Genomic DNA, 17,972 nt, shown 5'->3' on the forward strand with positions numbered 1-17,972 from the left:
CGGCCAGGCGTGGCGAACGGATGGGTTTGCATACGCCTGGTGAATGGTCGTCGCCGCTGACGATTTTCCGGATTTATCCTGCCCGCATCTCAACTCCCAACAAGAAAGAGGTGCGTCATGCGTGAAGTGGTGATCGTCGACAGCGTGCGGACTGGCCTGGCCAAATCCTTCCGTGGCAAGTTCAACCAGACCCGCCCGGACGACATGGCGGCCCATTGCGTGAATGCCTTGCTGGCACGCAGTGGCATCGACCCGGCGCTGGTCGACGATTGCATCGTCGGCGCCGGCTCCAACGAAGGCGCCCAGGGCATGAACATCGGCCGCAACGTGGCAGTGCTGTCCGGCCTGGGTACCCAGGTGGCGGGCATGACCCTCAACCGCTTCTGCTCCTCGGGCCTGCAGGCCATCGCCATCGCGGCCAACCAGATCGCCTCGGGCTGCAGCGACGTGATCGTCGCCGGCGGCGTCGAGTCGATCACCCTGACCCTGAAAAGCATGAACATGGATAACCTGTTCAACCCGATCCTGCAGAAGGACGTGCCGGGCATCTACTACCCGATGGGCCAGACTGCCGAAGTGGTCGCGCGCCGCTACAACGTCAGCCGCGAAGCCCAGGATGCCTACGCCCTGCAGAGCCAGCAGCGCACGGCCCAGGCCCAGGCGGCCGGCCTGTTCGACGACGAAATCGTGCCGATGAGCGTCAAGTACCTGATCGAAGACAAGGCCACCGGCGAGAAAAAGATCGTCGACGGCGTAGTCGATCGCGATGACTGCAACCGCCCCGACACCACCCTGGAAAGCCTGGCCTCCCTTAAACCGGCCTTCGCCGAAGACGGTTCGGTCACCGCCGGCAACGCGTCGCAGCTGTCCGACGGCGCTTCGATGACCCTGGTGATGAGCCTGGAGAAAGCCCTCGAGCTGGGGCTCAAGCCAAAGGCGTTCTTCCGCGGTTTCGTCGCGGCGGGCTGCGAGCCGGATGAAATGGGCATCGGACCGGTGTTCTCGGTGCCGAAGCTGCTCAAGGCCAAGGGCCTGAGCATCGCCGACATCGACCTGTGGGAGCTGAACGAAGCCTTCGCCTCGCAGTGCCTGTATGCCCGTGATCGCCTGGAAATCGACAACGCCAAGTACAACGTCAACGGCGGTTCGATCTCCATCGGCCACCCGTTCGGCATGACCGGTTCGCGCCAGGTCGGGCACCTGGTGCGCGAGCTGCAACGGCGCAACCTGCGCTACGGCATCGTCACCATGTGCGTGGGCGGCGGCATGGGCGCCACCGGCCTGTTCGAAGCCGTGCGCTGACCGCTGTGTCGCCGCTGAAGCGCCTCCCACGAAGGCTCTTCCGCCGTAGAACTGAAAAACCGCGCCTCGGTGCGGTTTTTTATTGGAGGACAGGCTGTGCGTCGCCTGAGTCGAGCGAAGCGCCCCCGGGAGAGGCCTGAAGCTGTATCTCACGGAAAATCGCTGGCTATTGTGGGAGCCGCGCCCCGCGGCGAATGGGTGCGGCCGTACGGTACCGCTGACTGCCTCAGCGGCTTCGCCCCGGGGCGGGGCTCCTACACTAGAGGGCGCGCATCAAGGGAGCTCGATGGTCCCTCGTAGGAGCGGACTTGTCCGCGAGCTCGATGTGCGAGGAATTGAAACTGAAAGCTCGCAGGCAATTGCTGCGCACAGGCATGCGCTGACCTTGTGGGAGCCGCGCCCCGCGGCGAATTACCGCTGACTGCCTCAACCGCTTCGCCCCGGGGCGGGGCTCCTACAGCGTGCAAGTGGGCGGCAGGGTTGCCCTAGAACGCGCGGCTGTCGATGATACCGGCGGCCTGGATCATGCGGCGGATGTAGAAGGCGATCTCCCGCTCGGCGTCGACGCGGGTGAAGAACGGGCCTTCCAGTGTGCCTTCGCGGGTGGCGAAGAAATACTGGCCGTTGACGGCACTGACCCGCTCGCTGCGGTAGTGGGTGCTGGGGGCGGCATCTATTGTGCGTTGACCGAACATGGCGAAACCTCGCAGGCAGTTGCGCATGTTTTGAGTCTAATCCTGGCTTGGCGATTTTCTCGATTTGTCGACAGAAGGCAGTCAATTGCCGCTTGTTCCTGGTGGTTTCGCGACTTTTAAGCTTTCTTGGCGCCGGCTTCGTGACGCGTGCCGATACAGTTGCCAGGTCGAACTGTTCCTGTGCCCGGGCGGTCGACCACTCTAGAATGCGGCTTCGCGGTGCCGGCCAGCCTGTCCGGGACGCTGTGAGCACCGCCTGCCAGAGGTTTTCATGCATATTTCGTCCGGCCGTTGGGCCTACGGCCTGTTTCTCGCGCTGACCACGGCGGTGCTGTGGGGCGTCCTGCCGATCAAACTCAAGGAAGTGCTGCAGGTGATGGACCCGGTCACGGTGACCTGGTACCGCCTGCTGGTGTCCGGTTCCATCCTGCTGGCCTACCTCGCGGCGGTGGGGCGCTTGCCGCGTTTCCGCCCGCTGGGGCGCAAGGGCGGCTGGCTGCTGGCCCTGGCGATCGGCGGGCTCAGCGCCAACTACGTGCTGTACCTGGTGGGCTTGAGGATGCTCAGCCCCGGCACCACGCAACTGGTGATCCAGGTCGCGCCGATCCTGCTGCTGATCAGCAGCCTGTTCATCTTTCGCGAGCGTTTCAGCCTGGGGCAGAGCCTCGGCCTGCTGGTGCTGATGAGCGGCTTCGTGCTGTTCTTCAACCAGCGCCTGGGCGAGCTGCTGACCTCGCTGAGCGATTACACGGTCGGGGTGCTGGTGGTGCTGGCCGCCGCCTTCGTCTGGACCTTCTACGGCCTGGCCCAGAAGCAGCTGCTGACGGTGTGGAACTCGGTGCAGGTGATGATGGTGATCTACCTGGCCTGCGCCGCGCTGCTCACGCCCTGGGCCCAGCCCCTGGAGGTGCTGAACCTGAGCCCGGTGCAGGGCTGGCTGCTGCTGGCCTGTTGCCTGAACACCCTGGTGGCCTATGGCGCCTTTGCCGAGGCGCTGGCGCACTGGGAGGCGTCGCGGGTGAGCGCGACCCTGGCGCTGACGCCGCTGGTGACCTTCGCCTCGGTGGCCCTGGCCGCCACCTGGTGGCCGGGGCATGTGCTGCCGGAAGAGGTCAACTGGATCGCCTACTGTGGTGCGGTGCTGGTGGTGCTGGGGTCGGCACTGACGGCGCTGGCGCCGTCGCTCATGGCCAGCCTGCGGGCGCGCCGCGCGGCCCGTAGCCGGTTGCCGGTCTAGCGGGCAGGCGCCCGCCGCACTCAGACCCGCGAGCCGAGGGTTTCGGCGCGGCGCAGCCAGCTCTGGCGCTGTGCTTCGGAGGAGGGGCGGACCGGGCCGAACTCGGCCAGGCGCCGGGTCTTGATGCCGCAGAAGCCGAGGATGGTGCGGGTCATCTGGCGGTGGGCCGGGGCGCCGTAGATCCAGCGGAAGTACCAGGGCGGCGTGTCCAGCGTCACCAGCAGGTCGGCGGTCTTGCCGCTGAGCAGCTTGTCCCAGAGCTGCGAGCGGTTGCGGTACTTGAAGGCGAAACCGGGCAGGAAGGTCCGGTCGAAGAAGCCCTTGAGCAGCGCCGGTATGCCGCCCCACCAGACCGGGTAGACGAACACCAGGTGCTCGGCCCAGTGGATCTGGCGCTGGGCCTCGAGCAGGTCCGGCTCCAGGTTCTGGCTCTGGTCGTAGCCGTCGCGCAGGATCGGGTCGAAGGTCATTTCCCCCAGTTTCAGCTGGCGCACCACATGGCCTTCGCTGCGCGCACCGTGGGCGTAGGACTCGCCCAGGGCGTGGCACAGGCTGTTGCCCTTGGGTGTGCCGAAGACCATCAGAATCCGTTTGCCATCGCCCTCCAGGGGCGTGGCGCCGCTCTTCGCCCCCTCAGTCATGGTGGTCGGCCTCCAGCATGCTCTCCGGACGCACCCAGGTGTCGAACTGCTCTTCGGTCAGGTAGCCGAGCTGCAGGGCCGCTTCGCGCAGGGTGGTGCCTTCCTGGTAGGCCTTCTTGGCGATTTCCGCCGCCTTGTCGTAGCCGATGTGCGGGTTGAGGGCGGTCACCAGCATCAGGCCACGCTCCAGGTGCGCCGCCATCGTGCGCGGATCGGGCTCCAGACCGGCGATGCAGTGGCGCTGGAAGTTGCGGCAGCCGTCGGCCAGCAGGCGGATCGATTGCAGCAGGTTATGGATGATCACCGGCTTGAACACGTTGAGTTGCAGGTGACCCTGGCTCGCCGCGAAACCGATCACCACGTCGTTGCCGAGCACCTGGCAGGCCAGCATCGACAGGGCTTCGCACTGGGTCGGGTTGACCTTGCCAGGCATGATCGAGCTGCCGGGCTCGTTGGCCGGCAGGCGCACTTCGGCGAACCCGGCGCGGGGGCCGGAGCCCAGCAGGCGCAGGTCGTTGGCCATTTTCATCAGGGCCACGGCCAGGGTCTTCAACGCACCGGACAGGGCAGTCAGGGGTTCGTGGCCCGCGAGGGCGGCAAACTTGTTCGGTGCGCTGACCAGCGGCAGGCCGCTCAGGGCCGCCAGTTCCGCGGCGATGGCTTCGGCGAAGCCGGGTGGCGAGTTGAGGCCGGTGCCCACCGCCGTGCCGCCCTGGGCCAGTTCGCAGGCCGCGGGCAGGGCGCCGCGGATGGCGCGCTCGGCGTAGTCGAGCTGGGCGACGAAGGCCGACACCTCCTGCCCGAAGGTGATCGGCGTGGCGTCCATCATGTGGGTGCGGCCGGTCTTCACCAGCTTGCCATGGCGGGCCGCCAGTTCGGCCAGGCCGCCCGACAGCTCGCTGATCGCCGGCAGCAGATCCTGCTGTACGGCACGGGCCGCGGCGATGTGCATGGCGGTGGGGAAGCAGTCGTTGGAACTCTGGGCCCGGTTGACGTGGTCGTTCGGGTGCACCGGGCTCTTGCCGCCGCGGGCGCCGCCGGCCAGCTCGTTGGCACGGCCGGCGATCACTTCGTTGACGTTCATGTTGCTCTGGGTGCCGCTGCCGGTCTGCCACACCACCAGGGGGAACTGGTCGTCATGCTGACCGGCGATCACCTCGTCGGCGGCCTGTTCGATCAGGCGGGCGATGTCCGGTGGCAGGTCGCCGATGCGGTTGTTGACCCGGGCGGCGGCTTTCTTGATCAGCGCCAGGGCGTGCAGCACCGCCAGCGGCATGCGCTCCTCGCCGATCGCGAAGTTGATCAGCGAGCGCTGGGTCTGGGCGCCCCAATAGGCGTTTTCAGGGACTTCGATGGGGCCGAGGCTGTCGGTTTCGGTGCGGCTCATGGAGATTCTCCGGGGGGCGATTTCGCAAGTTTAGGCTGCTGCTGCCTGTTGCGGTTCCCTTGTTTCTCTATGGCGACGATTACCAGCGGGCGTTGGTCGCACCGAGCCAGCCGAGGGCGCCGTCGACCGGCACGCGTTCGCCGTCGGGGCCGCGCAGCACGCCGTTGAAATGGCCGAACCACTGTTGGGTGTCGGCGTAGAAGAACCCCAGGCGCGGGCGGGCGAAGTGGCGCTGGCGCGGGGTGAAGGTCAGGTCGACGCGTTCGTCGTCGGTGTTCAGGCGCCAGGGCGCGAGGGGGCTGTGGGAGGGTTGCTCGATGTGGACCGGGGCGTCCAGGTGCTGCAACTCGCCGCCGAACCACAGGGCGTTTTCGGACAGCCCGCTGTATTCGGTCCAGCCCGAGCCGAAGTTGCCGGCGATGCCGCCGGGGGCGGCGAAGGCGGCGCGGGTCCAGTGGCTGCGCAGGGGCCACACGCCGCGGCCGAAATCCATGGCGGAAAAGCTCTGGCCCGGTTCGCATTCGTAGTGCCGGTCCCCTAACTGCACGCTGCCGCTGGTGGGCAGGCCGAGCTGGCGGCAGGTGGCATGAAAGCGGTTGTGGCTCAGGGGCGCCACCAGGTTGACCGACTCCAGGTGCGCCGGACGCTGGATGTCCAGCGCCACGTGCAGGGGCTGGCCGCCGATGTCCGGTGCGCTGACCGTGATGCGGGCGCGTCCGGGGTGTTCGGCGATGGTCAGGTGCAGGCGCGGGTGGTTGAATTCGTGGCTCAGCAGCGGCTGGCTGGGCAGGCGACAGCCCCGTGAAAGCAGGCGCAGTTGGCTGTGGGCCACTGACGCGCCGGTTTCCAGGTCGAGGAAGTAGGCGGCGCTGTAGCCCAGGTAATCGACGTCGGCCTGGGTCAGCGACAGCATCCAGCGCGGGGTGGTGGTGCACCAGTGGTTCCAGCGTTTGCGGCGCCCGCTGTGGCCGGGCAGGCTGTAGTCCATCCGCGGTCGGGTCGACCAGCCGATGGCCTGGGGGTTGAGTTGTCCCCGGGCGTCGCACAGGGCGGGCAAGGGCGGGTGACTGATGCTGTTCATTGAACACGTCCATGTGTGCAGCGGCATTGCGTGAACGGAGTCCGCAATATCTTGTTGGAAGTTATCCGCGGAGGATGCGCCCCTGCGGCGGCGTGTCGCAAGTGCTGGCAAATTGCTCGTGGGCCAGGCAGTGCGCTGGCGCACGGGTGTTCTGTGATGCCCGACACGTTGGTCCTGGCTTGAGTGTGCAGGGGTGTTGGGCACAAAATGGCGCTTCGCGGGGTCGAAGCCTATTCGTTCCCCCTTCCAGGAGTATCCCATGACCCGTTTCCCTGCCCTCGTTGCCGCCGTTCTGCTGACTTGCGGGAGTGCCCAGGTCCTGGCCGACGCGAAAAGCCATGCCGCCGATGCCGAGCAGTTCCTGCAACTGGCCCGGGCAGACAAGCTCGCCGTGCCGGTCTATGCCCAGGTCCAGCAGATGTTCGCCCAGCGCTTCGCCGAAAGCGGCGCGCCGCAGAACAAGCAGGCCGTGCTCGAGAGCTACCAGGCCAAGGCCAATACCGCTCTGGATCAGGCGGTCGGCTGGGACAAGATCAAGCCGGACATGGTCAAGCTGTACACCAGCAACTTCACCGAAGCGGAGTTGCAGGAACTGATCACCTTCTACAAGTCGCCGCTGGGGCAGAAGGTCCTGCAGAAAATGCCGACCCTGACCGCCGAATCGGCGCAGTTGACCCAGACCAAGCTCGAAGCCGCGGTACCGCAGGTGAACAAGCTGCTGGCGGACATGACGGCCGAACTCGGCCAGAAAAAGCAGTAACGGAGCCCTAGATGACCAAGCTCGAACGCCTCCAGGCGGCCTTTGCCGCCCTGGAGCCCCAGCACCTGACGGTGCAGGACGAAAGCCACATGCACAGCCGTGGCCTGGAAACGCACTACAAGGCCGTGATCGTCAGCCCGCAGTTCGCCGGGCTGAATGCGGTCAAGCGTCACCAGAAGGCCTACGCCTGCGCCGGTGAGCTGATGAGCGAGGTGCATGCCCTGGCGCTGCACACCTACACCCCGGACGAGTGGCTGACCCAGGGCGCGGCACCGGCTTCGCCGACCTGCCGCGGTGGCAGCCACTGACACACGGGCGCTGCTGAGGCAATTCGCCCCTACACGGCAGCCCTGAGGAAACGTAAACTGTGCAGCGCGCCGGCCTGATCGCCGGCGCGTTCGTTTTCATGACCCCGGTCCGCCCTTTACGTGGGCGACTACTGAAGGAAGCAAGACATGACTGACACGATCGTCGTGGCGGCACTCTACAAATTCGTATCCCTGCCGGATTACACGGCCCTGCGCGAACCGCTGCTGGAGGTGATGCTGGAGCACGGCATCAAGGGCACCCTGCTGCTCGCCGAGGAAGGCATCAACGGCACCGTGTCCGGCAGCCGCCAGGGCATCGACGGGCTGCTCGCCTGGTTCCGTCTCGACCCGCGCCTGGCGGACGTCGACCACAAGGAATCCTACTGCGACGAACAGCCGTTCTACCGCACCAAGGTCAAGCTCAAGAAAGAGATCGTGACCCTGGGCGTACCGGGCGTCGACCCCAACCAGCAGGTCGGCACCTACGTCGAACCGCAGGACTGGAACGCGCTGATCAGCGACCCGGAAGTGCTGCTCATCGATACCCGCAACGACTACGAAGTCTCGATCGGCACCTTCACCGGCGCCATCGACCCCAAGACCAAGTCGTTCCGCGAATTCCCGGACTACATCAAGGCCAACTTCGACCCGGCCAAGCACAAGAAGGTCGCCATGTTCTGCACCGGTGGCATCCGCTGCGAGAAGGCCTCCAGCTACATGCTCGGCCAGGGCTTCGAAGAGGTCTTCCACCTCAAGGGCGGCATCCTCAAGTACCTCGAGGAAGTGCCCCAGGAAGAGACCTTGTGGCAGGGCGACTGCTTCGTCTTCGACAACCGTGTGACCGTGCGCCACGACCTTTCCGAAGGCGATTACGACCAGTGCCATGCGTGCCGCACGCCGGTGTCCGTTGCCGACCGCGAATCCGAGTTCTACGCTCCCGGTGTGAGCTGCCCGCATTGCTGGGATTCGCTGCCGGAGAAGACCCGCGAGGGCGCCCGTGAACGCCAGCGCCAGATCGAGCTGGCCAAGGCCCGCAACCAGCCGCACCCGTTGGGCTACAACCCCCGTCAAAACCGCGAGATCTGAGCATGCACGCACGCCTGCTGTACGTGATGGACCCGATGTGTTCCTGGTGCTGGGGCTTTGCCCCGGTGCTTGCGTCCCTCGCCGAGCAGGCGGCCGCCCACGGCGTGTCGACGCACCTGATCGTTGGCGGCTTGCGCCGTGACCGGGTGGCGATCGACGCCGCGGCGCGGGTGCGCTACCTGGGCTACTGGCAGGCGGTCAACGCCAGCACCGGCCAGCTGTTCAACTTCGAAGAGGGCCTGCCGGAAGGCCTGGTCTACGACACCGAGCCGGCCTGCCGGGCGCTGGTCACCGCGCGCCACCTCGATGTCGACAGCGTGCGGCCGCTGGCTGAGCGTATCCAGGAGGCGTTCTACACCGAAGGCCGCGACGTGACCCAGGCCAGCGTGCTGGTCGAGCTGGCCGAGCAGGCCGGCTTGCCGCGCATCGAGTTCGCCGGCGCTTTCGACAGCGCCGAGCAGCACACGGCGACCGCGGCGGATTTCACCTGGGTGCAGGACCTGGGCATCGCCGGCTTCCCCACGCTGCTGGCCGAGCGGGACGGGCAACTGGCCCTGCTGACCAACGGCTACCAGCCGCTGTCGGTGCTGCAACCACTGCTGGGACGCTGGCTGGAGCGTGCGGTCAATGCCTGATCGGCTGAGCTGGGAAGAAATCCGCCGCCTGGCCCTGCGCCACAAGAAAGCCCTGATCCTCGCCAACCTGGTGGCGGTACTGGCCACCCTGTGCAGCGTGCCGATCCCCTTGCTATTGCCGTTGCTGGTCGACGAGGTGCTGCTCAACGACGGCGATGCCGCGCTGCGCATCATGGACAACTTCCTGCCGGGCGACTGGCAGACCGCGGCCGGCTACATTGGTCTGATGCTGGTGCTGACGGCACTGCTGCGCGGCCTGGCGCTGGTGTTCAACGTGTTGCAGGCGCGGCTGTTCGCGCGCTTGTCGAAGGACATCGTCTACCGGATTCGCATCCGCCTGATCGAGCGCCTGAAGCGCATCTCCCTCGGCGAGTACGAAAGCCTGGGCGGCGGCACCGTGACCACCCACCTGGTCACCGACCTGGACACCCTGGACAAATTCGTCGGCGAGACCCTCAGCCGCTTCCTGGTGGCGATCCTCACCCTGGCCGGCACCTCGGCGATCCTGCTGTGGATGCACTGGCAGCTGGCACTGCTGATCCTGCTGTTCAACCCGCTGGTGATCTACGCCACGGTGCAGCTGGGCAAGCGGGTCAAGCACCTGAAGAAGCTGGAGAACGACAGCACCTCGCGCTTCACCCAGGCCCTGACCGAAACCCTGGAGGCGATCCAGGAAATACGCGCCGGTAACCGCCAGGGCTATTTCCTCGGCCGGCTCGGGCAGCGTGCTCAGGACGTGCGTAACTACGCCGTGGCTTCGCAGTGGAAAACCGACGCGTCCAACCGCGCCAGCGGTCTGCTGTTCCAGTTCGGCATCGACGTGTTCCGCGCTGCCGCCATGCTCACCGTGCTGTTTTCCGACCTGTCGATCGGCCAGATGCTGGCGGTGTTCAGCTACCTGTGGTTCATGATCGGCCCGGTGGAGCAGTTGCTCAGCCTGCAGTACGCCTTCTACGCCGCCGGTGGCGCGCTGACCCGGATCAACGAGCTGCTGGCGCGGGCCGACGAGCCGCAGTACCCGGCGAAAGTCGACCCGTTCAAGGGGCATGACACCGTGGGCATCGAGGTGCGCGGGCTGACCTTCGCCTATGGCGAGGAGCCGGTGCTCGACGGACTCAACCTGCGCATCGCGCCGGGGGAGAAGGTAGCGATCGTCGGCGCCAGCGGCGGCGGCAAGAGCACCCTGGTGCAGCTGCTGCTGGGGTTGTACACGCCACAAGCCGGGAGCATCCGCTTTGGCGGCAGCGGCCTGGACGAGGTCGGCCTGGAAACCGTGCGCGAGAACGTGGCGGTGGTGCTGCAGCACCCGGCACTGTTCAACGACACGGTACGCGCCAACCTGTGCATGGGCCGCGAACGCTCGGATGAAGATTGCTGGCGGGCCCTGGAAATCGCCCAGCTGTCGACCACTATCGCGCAGTTGCCGCAAGGGCTGGACAGCATCGTCGGCCGTTCCGGTGTGCGCCTGTCCGGTGGTCAGCGCCAGCGCCTGGCAATTGCACGCATGGTGCTCGCCGAGCCGAAAGTGGTGATCCTTGACGAAGCCACCTCGGCCCTGGATGCCGCCACCGAGTACGCCTTGCACCAGGCGCTGGGGCGCTTCTTGCAGGGCCGCACCACGCTGATCATCGCCCACCGCCTGAGCGCGGTGAAGCAGGCCGACCGCGTGCTGGTGTTCGACGGCGGCAGCATCGCCGAGGACGGCGGCCACCAGCAGCTGATCGAAGAAGGCGGGCTCTACGCCAAGCTGTACGGGCACCTGCAGCACTAAAGCCTTGGCTACCTGACCCGTAGCCTGGGTCGAGCGAAGCGACACCCGGGAAATGACGGTACGGCTGCCGATGATCGTTCCCACGCTCTGCGTGGTAACGCATCCCCGGACGCTCTGCGTCCGCAACTGCCGTCAGGAGCGCGGTGCGGCCTTGCCGCTGGCCCATTGTTGCAGGCGCTTCTGCCGCTCCTGGCTGTCCTTCAGCGATTTGTCCAACGCCTCGTTGTAGTCGCTCAGCCAGCTGCGGGAGCCGGCGATCATGCCGGCCAGGTCACGCATGCCGTTCTTCAGTGCCCCCAGGCTGTGCTGGAAGCTCTGTTCCTGGGCCGTCATCACCGTGGCCACCTGGCGCAGGATTTCCGGGCTCGGATCCACGGGAGCAGGGGGCGACGGTGGCGGCGTGGCACTGCTCTTGGCCTGGATGGCAACCAGCGCGCGCAACTGCTCTAGTTGCGTATTCAACCCTTCGGCCTGCTTCTCGGCGCTGTCGACGCGTTTCTGCAAGGCTTCGATATGGGCCGCCGTGAGGTCTTCGGGTTTGCTGGCGAAGAGACTGAACAGCCCCCAGGTGCCCCAGCTGGCCAGGGTCATCAGCAGCACGCCGCTGAGGGCGATCAGCAGGATGCGGTTCAAACGCTGGCTTTTTTCCAGGGTCTCCAGGCGTTGATCGTCGCTGGCGGGAAGGTCGGTGCTCTCGGTCGTTTCGTCGCTCATACGATGGCCTCCTTGAGTTGTTCTTGTCGGGACTGCGCCACTTGATGGCATGGTGCCACTGTTTGCGCGCGGAAGCGATAACCCCGGTTTTCCCACCTGTGCCGACGGCAGCTCAACGCTTGTGTGGCAACGCCACGCACCGCCTTGTAAATAAAACGTTACGAAATCGGGTCGCAGCTGCGGGGAAACTCAGGCCAAGCATAGCTGCGCATGGGCTGTAAGGTTTAGTTGCCAGGGCAGTCCGGCTATGGCGTCTGGGCGGCGAGGGGGGCGCCTTGTGGGCCTGCCTCGGCTCGGTTGTGATGAGGTCAATGCAGCGCCTGACCCGGCGTGGCCCATAACAACAACGAGGAGGCGGAATGAACGCCGTGACCAAGATCGAACAGCACAACCCCATCGGCACCGACGGTTTCGAATTCGTCGAATACACCGCCCCGACCCCCGAAGGCATCCAGCAGCTGCGCGAGTTGTTCGTGGCCATGGGCTTCACCGAAACCGCCAAGCACCGTTCCAAGGAAGTCTTCCTGTTCCAGCAGCACGGCATCAACTTCGTGCTCAATGGCAGTCCCACCGGGCACGTCCGCGAATTCGGCCTGAAGCACGGCCCGAGTGCCTGCGCCATGGCCTTCCGGGTGAAGAATGCGGCCCAGGCCGCGGCCTATGTCGAATCCCAGGGCGCGCGCCTGGTCGGCAGCCACGCCAACTTCGGCGAACTGAACATCCCTTGCGTCGAAGGCATCGGCGGTTCGCTGCTGTACCTGGTGGACCGTTATGGCGACAAGACCATCTACGACGTGGATTTCGAGTACATCGAAGGCCGCACCCCGAACGACAATGCCGTGGGCCTGCAGGTCATCGACCACCTGACCCACAACGTGCGACGCGGGCAGATGGACGTATGGTCGGGCTTCTACGAGCGCATCGCCAACTTCCGCGAAATCCGCTACTTCGATATCGAAGGCAAGCTCACCGGCCTGCTGTCCCGGGCAATGACCGCGCCCTGCGGCAAGATCCGCATCCCGATCAACGAGTCGGCGGACGACAAGTCGCAGATCGAGGAATTCATCCGCGAGTACCACGGCGAAGGCATCCAGCACATCGCCCTGTCCACCGACGACATCTATGCCACCGTGCGCCAGCTGCGCGCCAACGGCGTGGACTTCATGAGCACGCCGGGCACCTATTATGAAAAGGTCGACACCCGGGTTGCCGGCCATGGCGAGCCGACCGACGTGCTGCGCGACCTGAGCATCCTGATCGATGGCGCGCCAGGTGACGACGGCATCCTGCTGCAGATCTTCACCAACACGGTGATCGGCCCGATCTTCTTCGAGATCATCCAGCGCAAGGGCAACCAGGGCTTCGGCGAAGGCAACTTCAAGGCCCTGTTCGAGTCGATCGAGGAAGACCAGGTGCGCCGGGGCGTGATTTCCGCGGACTGACCGGGCGCGAGGTGGGCGCTGCCGTGCGCGGCGCGGCCCACCTGTCATCGCACACGAGCGTTGCATCGAGGAGAGCCGGCCATGAGCCGTAAATGGATCAGTTTCCCCCTGCGCGAGGGCGAGTGCTCACGCCAGGCGCATTGCGATTTCCCGTCGGGGACCTACGAGCGGGAGATGGGCCGCGAAGGGTTCTTCGGCCCCACCGCCCACCTGCACCACAAGCACCCGCCCACCGGCTGGATCGACTGGGACGGCCCGCTTCGTCCCCATGCCTTCAACTTCAACGACATTTCCAGCGAGCGCGATTGCCCGTTGCAGGCGCCCCTGGCGCTGCACAACGGCGATATCAAGCTGCGGGTCTGGAAGACCGAGGGCGCCATGCGCCACCTGGTGCGCAACGCCGATGGCGATGACCTGCTGTTCATCCATGAGGGGGCAGGGGAGTTCTACTGCGACTTCGGCCACCTGAGCTACCGCGACGGCGATTACCTGGTGGTGCCGCGCGGTACCGCCTGGCGCATCGAGGCCCGCGAGCCGACCTTCATGCTGCTGATCGAGAACACCGACGGTGCCTACCAGTTGCCGGACAAGGGCCTGCTCGGGCCCCAGGCGATCTTCGACGCGGCGGTGCTCGACCACCCGAAACTGGATGACGCCTTCAAGGCGCAGCAGGACGAGAACACCTGGCAGATCCGCATCAAGCGGCGCAACCAGGTCAGCACCGTGACGTTCCCCTACAACCCGCTGGACGTGGTGGGCTGGCACGGCGACAACACGGTGGTGCGCCTGAACTGGCGCGATATCCGGCCGCTGGTGAGCCACCGCTACCACCTGCCGCCGTCGGCGCACACCACCTTCGTCGCCAATGGCTTCGTGGTCTGCACCTTCACCCCGCGTCCGGTGGAAAGCGACCCCGGCGCGCTGAAGGTGCCGTTCTATCACAACAACGATGACTACGACGAAGTGCTGTTCTACCACCGCGGCAACTTCTTCAGCCGCGACAACATCGAGGCCGGCATGGTCACGCTGCACCCCTGTGGTTTCCCCCACGGGCCGCACCCCAAGGCGCTGAAGAAGAGCCAGGAGAACCCGGCCACCTTCATCGACGAGGTGGCGGTGATGATCGACACCCGGCGCGCCCTGGAAGTCGGTGACGCTGCGGCGGCGGTGGACGTGCCGCAGTACGTCAATTCCTGGCGCGCACCTGGCAGTGCGTGACGCCCTTGCGGGCAGGGCATGGGGCCCTGCCCGAACACTGAATTTCTAAGGTTCGACCATGAAGCTTGCATCACTGAATCAGGGCCGTGACGGCGTACTACTGGTGGTTTCCCGCGATCTGCAGCGTGCCGTGCGGGTGCCGGGCATCGCCGCCACCCTGCAGGCCGCGCTGGACGACTGGGCGCAATGCCGTCCGCGTCTGGAGGCGGTGTATCAGCGCCTGAACGACGGCGTGGAGGCGGACGCCTTCGCCTTCGACCCGGCGACCTGCCACAGCCCGTTGCCGCGCGCCTATCACTGGGCCGATGGCAGCGCCTACGTCAACCATGTGGAGCTGGTGCGCAAGGCGCGCGGTGCAGAGATGCCCGAGAGCTTCTGGCACGACCCGCTGATGTACCAGGGTGGCGCGGACACCTTCATCCCGCCCCAGGCACCCATCCGCCTGGCGGACGAGGCCTGGGGCATCGACCTGGAAGCCGAACTGGCGGTGATCACCGACGACGTGCCCATGGGCGTCACCGCGGGCGAGGCCGCGCACCATATCCAGCTGCTGATGCTGGTGAACGACGTGTCGCTGCGCAACCTGATCCCAGGCGAGCTGGCCAAGGGCTTTGGCTTCTACCAGAGTAAGCCGTCGTCGAGCTTCTCGCCGGTGGCCATCACCCCGGACGAGCTGGGCGACAGCTGGAAGGATGGCAAGGTGCACCGCCCGCTGGTGTCGCACATTAATGGCGCGCTGTTCGGCCAGCCGGACGCTGGCACCGACATGACCTTCAACTTCCCGACCCTGGTGGCCCACGCCGCCAAGACCCGCGCCCTGGGCAGTGGCACCATCATCGGTTCGGGCACCGTGTCCAACTACGACCGCAGCGCTGGCTCATCCTGCTTGGCGGAAAAACGCATGCTGGAAATCGTCGAGAGCGGCGAGGCGACAACGCCGTTCCTGCGCTTCGGCGACCGGGTGCGCATCGAAATGTTCGACGCCAGCGGCCAGAGCCTGTTCGGCGCCATCGACCAGGTGGTGGAGCGCTACGACGGCGAGTGAGCACGCTGATGGCTCCAGTATGTCCACCCGACCTAACGCCCGCGCAGTTCCCGTAGGAGGGGCTTCAGCCCCGAGCTCGACGGTCGCTGCCTGGCAGTGATCTACCGGCAGAGCCAAAAAAGCTCGCGGACAAGCCCGCTCCTACAGGTCTATTGCGCGCCGGATCTGTCGTGATCGTTCCCACGCTCTGCGTGGTAACGCATCCCCGGACGCTCCGCGTCCGCTACGGGATTCGGTTGTGACACCCAGAGAGGCGACAGCACGCGGCACGCAAGGGGGCGCAAACTTTTCCTACACTCTGCACACAACCACAACAGGGAACCGCAGATGCTCAAACTCTATGGCTACTGGCGCTCCAGCGCCGCCTACCGGGTGCGGATCGCGCTCAACCTCAAGGGACTGGCCTGCGAACACGTGCCGGTGCACCTGGTGCGCGACGGCGGTGAGCAGCGGGGCGAGGCCTACCGCGCGCTGAACCCGCAGCAACTGCTGCCACTGCTGGAGGACGAGGAGAACGGTGGGGTGTGCATCGCCCAGTCGCTGGCGATCATCGAGTACCTGGAGGAAATCTTTCCGGTGCCGGCGCTGCTGCCGGTGGACCCGGTGGACCGCGCCCGGGTGCGTGCCCTGGCGCTGCACATCGTCTGCGACGTGCACCCGCTGAACAACCTGCGGGTCCTGCAATACCTGTCCGGCGAGCTGGGGGTGGAGGAGGCGGCCCGCAACGCCTGGTACAGCCACTGGGTACACACCGGCCTGGCGGCGGTAGAGGCCGGGCTCGCGGCGTTCGACGACCGACTGTCCCTGGGCCAGCGCCCGGGATATCTGGAGGCGTGTTTGATTCCGCAGGTGTACAATGCGCGCCGTTTTAACTGTGACCTAACTGCCTATCCGCGCATTCTCGCCATGACCGCACGTTGCGAAGCCCTCGACGCCTTCAAGCAGGCCGCTCCCGAGGCGCAGCGCGACGCGCAGTGATCGCCGGCCCCGAGCCGGCCGGCTCGTCGCGCAGGGGTCGGCACCCCCTCGGCTTTATCTGAGCCGTGTCATTCCGTCCTGCCACAAGCGTGACGGGTTCCATTCCGTCACAGGTAAAAACAAGCAGGTGACGAATGACCCAAGAGACTTTGCAGGCCGGCTCGCTCAATCGCGGCCTGAAGAACCGCCATATCCAGCTCATCGCCCTGGGCGGCGCCATCGGCACCGGCCTGTTCCTCGGCTCGGCCGGGGTGCTGCAGAGCGCCGGGCCGTCGATGATCCTCGGCTACGCCATCGGCGGTTTCATCGCCTTCCTGATCATGCGCCAACTGGGCGAAATGATCGTCGAGGAGCCCGTGGCCGGCTCCTTCAGTCACTTCGCCCATGCCTACTGGGGGCCGTTCGCCGGCTTCCTCTCGGGCTGGAACTACTGGGTGCTGTACGTGCTGGTGGGCATGGCCGAGCTCACGGCCGTCGGTAAGTACGTGCAGTACTGGTACCCGGACATCCCCACCTGGGTCACGGCTGCCGCCTTCTTCGTGCTGATCAACCTGATCAATCTGAGCAACGTCAAAGCCTTCGGCGAGGCCGAGTTCTGGTTCGCCATCATCAAGGTGGTGGCGATCATCGGCATGATCCTGCTCGGCCTGTACCTGCTGTTCAGCGGCGCCGGCGGTGAGCAGGCGAGCATCAGCAACCTGTGGAGCCACGGCGGGTTCTTCCCCAACGGCATCAGCGGGCTGGTGATGATGATGGCGATCATCATGTTCTCCTTCGGCGGCCTGGAGCTGGTCGGCATCACCGCCGCCGAAGCCGCCGAGCCGCGCAAGGTGATCCCCAAGGCGATCAACCAGGTGGTCTACCGCATCCTGATCTTCTACATCGGTGCGCTGACCGTGCTGCTGTCGCTGTACCCCTGGGACAGCCTGGTGGCGACCCTGACCGCCGGCGGCGACGCCTACGGCAGCAGTCCGTTTGTGCAGATTTTCTCGCTGATCGGCAGCGACACCGCGGCGCACATCCTCAACTTCGTGGTCCTCACCGCAGCGCTGTCGGTCTACAACAGCGGCGTGTACTGCAACAGCCGCATGCTCTATGGCCTGGCGTCCCAAGGCGATGCCCCCAGGGCGCTGCTCAAGCTCAACAAGCGCGGCGTGCCGGTGCTGGCGATCGGCCTGTCGGCACTGGTGACCCTGCTGTGCGTGGTGGTCAATTACCTGGCTCCGAAGAGTGCGCTGGAGCTGCTGATGTCGCTGGTGGTGGCCTCGCTGGTGATCAACTGGGCGATGATCAGCCTGGCCCACCTCAAGTTCCGCAAGGCCATGCAGGCCAAGGGCGTGGAGCCTGGCTTCAAGGCGTTCTGGTTCCCGTTCGCCAACTACCTGTGCCTGGCGTTCGTGGTGTTCATCCTCGGCGTTATGTTGTTCATCCCGGGCATTCGCCTGTCGGTCTACGCCATCCCGTTCTGGCTGGCGTTCATCTGGGGTTGCTACCAACTGCGCAAGCGCGCCCAGGCCAACGCGGGCTGATCGCGCCCCGCGTCCCGCCGCCGGTCCAGGGTGGCGGGGCGTCCCGTCGGCAGGCGTGCGGTTTCCCGCCCGCAGCGCCTGCAGTAGTGGCAAAATGCTGCTGCTCAGGCCGACATTCTGTTGCAATTAAGGTTAACGCTTTG

Annotated in this window: 17 protein-coding genes; 12 read left to right on the plus strand and 5 right to left on the minus strand. The window is 65.9% G+C overall.

Annotation, left to right across the window (positions count from 1 at the left end; genetic code table 11):
- Nucleotides 1-117 precede the first annotated feature (117 nt).
- Nucleotides 118-1,302, plus strand: a complete 1,185-nt coding sequence (locus N5C28_RS06630) for a thiolase family protein (RefSeq protein WP_279821193.1) — start codon at nucleotides 118-120, stop codon at nucleotides 1,300-1,302.
- A 485-nt stretch (nucleotides 1,303-1,787) separates the two neighbouring features.
- On the opposite strand, the gene N5C28_RS06635 is transcribed toward N5C28_RS06630, so the two are convergent.
- Nucleotides 1,788-1,997, minus strand: a complete 210-nt coding sequence (locus tag N5C28_RS06635; protein ID WP_279821194.1) for a DUF6316 family protein — start codon at nucleotides 1,995-1,997, stop codon at nucleotides 1,788-1,790.
- Nucleotides 1,998-2,268: 271 nt separating this feature from the next.
- On the opposite strand from N5C28_RS06635, the gene N5C28_RS06640 reads away from it, so the two are divergent.
- Entirely contained in the window at nucleotides 2,269-3,234 is a 966-nt protein-coding gene (locus N5C28_RS06640; RefSeq protein ID WP_279821195.1) for a DMT family transporter, read from the plus strand.
- Nucleotides 3,235-3,254: 20 nt separating this feature from the next.
- On the opposite strand, the gene N5C28_RS06645 is transcribed toward N5C28_RS06640, so the two are convergent.
- From N5C28_RS06645 to N5C28_RS06655, 3 genes are all read right to left on the minus strand, one after another.
- A complete protein-coding gene (locus N5C28_RS06645; RefSeq protein WP_279821196.1) occupies nucleotides 3,255-3,875 on the minus strand; it encodes an NAD(P)H-dependent oxidoreductase in 621 nt (206 codons plus the stop codon).
- Nucleotides 3,868-5,262: a class II fumarate hydratase gene (locus tag N5C28_RS06650; protein ID WP_279821197.1), complete on the minus strand. Its 1,395-nt coding sequence runs from the start codon at nucleotides 5,260-5,262 to the stop codon at nucleotides 3,868-3,870. The genes N5C28_RS06645 and N5C28_RS06650 overlap by 8 nt, the downstream gene beginning before the upstream one ends.
- Before the next feature lie 79 nt (nucleotides 5,263-5,341).
- Entirely contained in the window at nucleotides 5,342-6,343 is a 1,002-nt protein-coding gene (locus N5C28_RS06655) for a DUF2804 domain-containing protein (protein ID WP_279821198.1), read from the minus strand.
- A gap of 259 nt (nucleotides 6,344-6,602) precedes the next feature.
- Here N5C28_RS06655 and N5C28_RS06660 point away from each other — a divergent pair, with 259 nt between their 5' ends.
- From N5C28_RS06660 to N5C28_RS06680, 5 genes are all read left to right on the plus strand, one after another.
- Nucleotides 6,603-7,103, plus strand: a complete 501-nt coding sequence (locus N5C28_RS06660) for a DUF2059 domain-containing protein (RefSeq protein WP_279821199.1) — start codon at nucleotides 6,603-6,605, stop codon at nucleotides 7,101-7,103.
- A gap of 11 nt (nucleotides 7,104-7,114) precedes the next feature.
- On the plus strand, nucleotides 7,115-7,411 hold the full coding sequence (locus tag N5C28_RS06665; RefSeq protein WP_279821200.1) for a BolA family transcriptional regulator: 297 nt from the start codon (nucleotides 7,115-7,117) through the stop codon (nucleotides 7,409-7,411).
- Between the two features lie 147 nt (nucleotides 7,412-7,558).
- Nucleotides 7,559-8,497 (plus strand): rhodanese-related sulfurtransferase, encoded by a 939-nt coding sequence (locus N5C28_RS06670; protein WP_279821201.1) that lies wholly within the window; start codon nucleotides 7,559-7,561, stop codon nucleotides 8,495-8,497.
- Between the two features lie 2 nt (nucleotides 8,498-8,499).
- The gene (locus N5C28_RS06675) at nucleotides 8,500-9,132 is read left to right on the plus strand and encodes a DsbA family protein (RefSeq protein WP_279821202.1); all 633 of its coding nucleotides are present in this window, start codon (nucleotides 8,500-8,502) and stop codon (nucleotides 9,130-9,132) included.
- On the plus strand, nucleotides 9,125-10,903 hold the full coding sequence (locus tag N5C28_RS06680; RefSeq protein WP_279821203.1) for an ABC transporter ATP-binding protein: 1,779 nt from the start codon (nucleotides 9,125-9,127) through the stop codon (nucleotides 10,901-10,903). Before N5C28_RS06675 ends, N5C28_RS06680 begins: the two co-directional genes overlap by 8 nt.
- Nucleotides 10,904-11,035: 132 nt before the next feature.
- Here the strand turns inward: N5C28_RS06680 and N5C28_RS06685 are convergent, their stop codons facing one another.
- Complete coding sequence (locus N5C28_RS06685; protein WP_279821204.1) at nucleotides 11,036-11,617, minus strand: hypothetical protein; 582 nt, start codon at nucleotides 11,615-11,617, stop codon at nucleotides 11,036-11,038.
- Between the two features lie 359 nt (nucleotides 11,618-11,976).
- Here N5C28_RS06685 and hppD point away from each other — a divergent pair, with 359 nt between their 5' ends.
- From hppD to N5C28_RS06710, 5 genes are all read left to right on the plus strand, one after another.
- A complete protein-coding gene (hppD, locus tag N5C28_RS06690) occupies nucleotides 11,977-13,059 on the plus strand; it encodes a 4-hydroxyphenylpyruvate dioxygenase (protein WP_279821205.1) in 1,083 nt (360 codons plus the stop codon).
- A gap of 81 nt (nucleotides 13,060-13,140) precedes the next feature.
- On the plus strand, nucleotides 13,141-14,277 hold the full coding sequence (locus N5C28_RS06695) for a homogentisate 1,2-dioxygenase (protein WP_279821206.1): 1,137 nt from the start codon (nucleotides 13,141-13,143) through the stop codon (nucleotides 14,275-14,277).
- A gap of 58 nt (nucleotides 14,278-14,335) precedes the next feature.
- A complete protein-coding gene (locus N5C28_RS06700; protein WP_279821207.1) occupies nucleotides 14,336-15,322 on the plus strand; it encodes a fumarylacetoacetate hydrolase family protein in 987 nt (328 codons plus the stop codon).
- A gap of 327 nt (nucleotides 15,323-15,649) precedes the next feature.
- Nucleotides 15,650-16,300 carry a maleylacetoacetate isomerase gene (maiA, locus tag N5C28_RS06705; RefSeq protein WP_279821208.1) on the plus strand — a complete coding sequence of 217 codons (651 nt, stop codon included), beginning with the start codon at nucleotides 15,650-15,652 and terminating at the stop codon, nucleotides 16,298-16,300.
- Nucleotides 16,301-16,434: 134 nt separating this feature from the next.
- The gene (locus N5C28_RS06710; protein ID WP_279821209.1) at nucleotides 16,435-17,829 is read left to right on the plus strand and encodes an amino acid permease; all 1,395 of its coding nucleotides are present in this window, start codon (nucleotides 16,435-16,437) and stop codon (nucleotides 17,827-17,829) included.
- The last annotated feature ends 143 nt before the right edge of the window (nucleotides 17,830-17,972 follow it).

Origin of the sequence: Pseudomonas sp. GD03944 (assembly GCF_029839275.1) — a bacterium.
Classification (GTDB): Bacteria; Pseudomonadota; Gammaproteobacteria; order Pseudomonadales; family Pseudomonadaceae; genus Aquipseudomonas.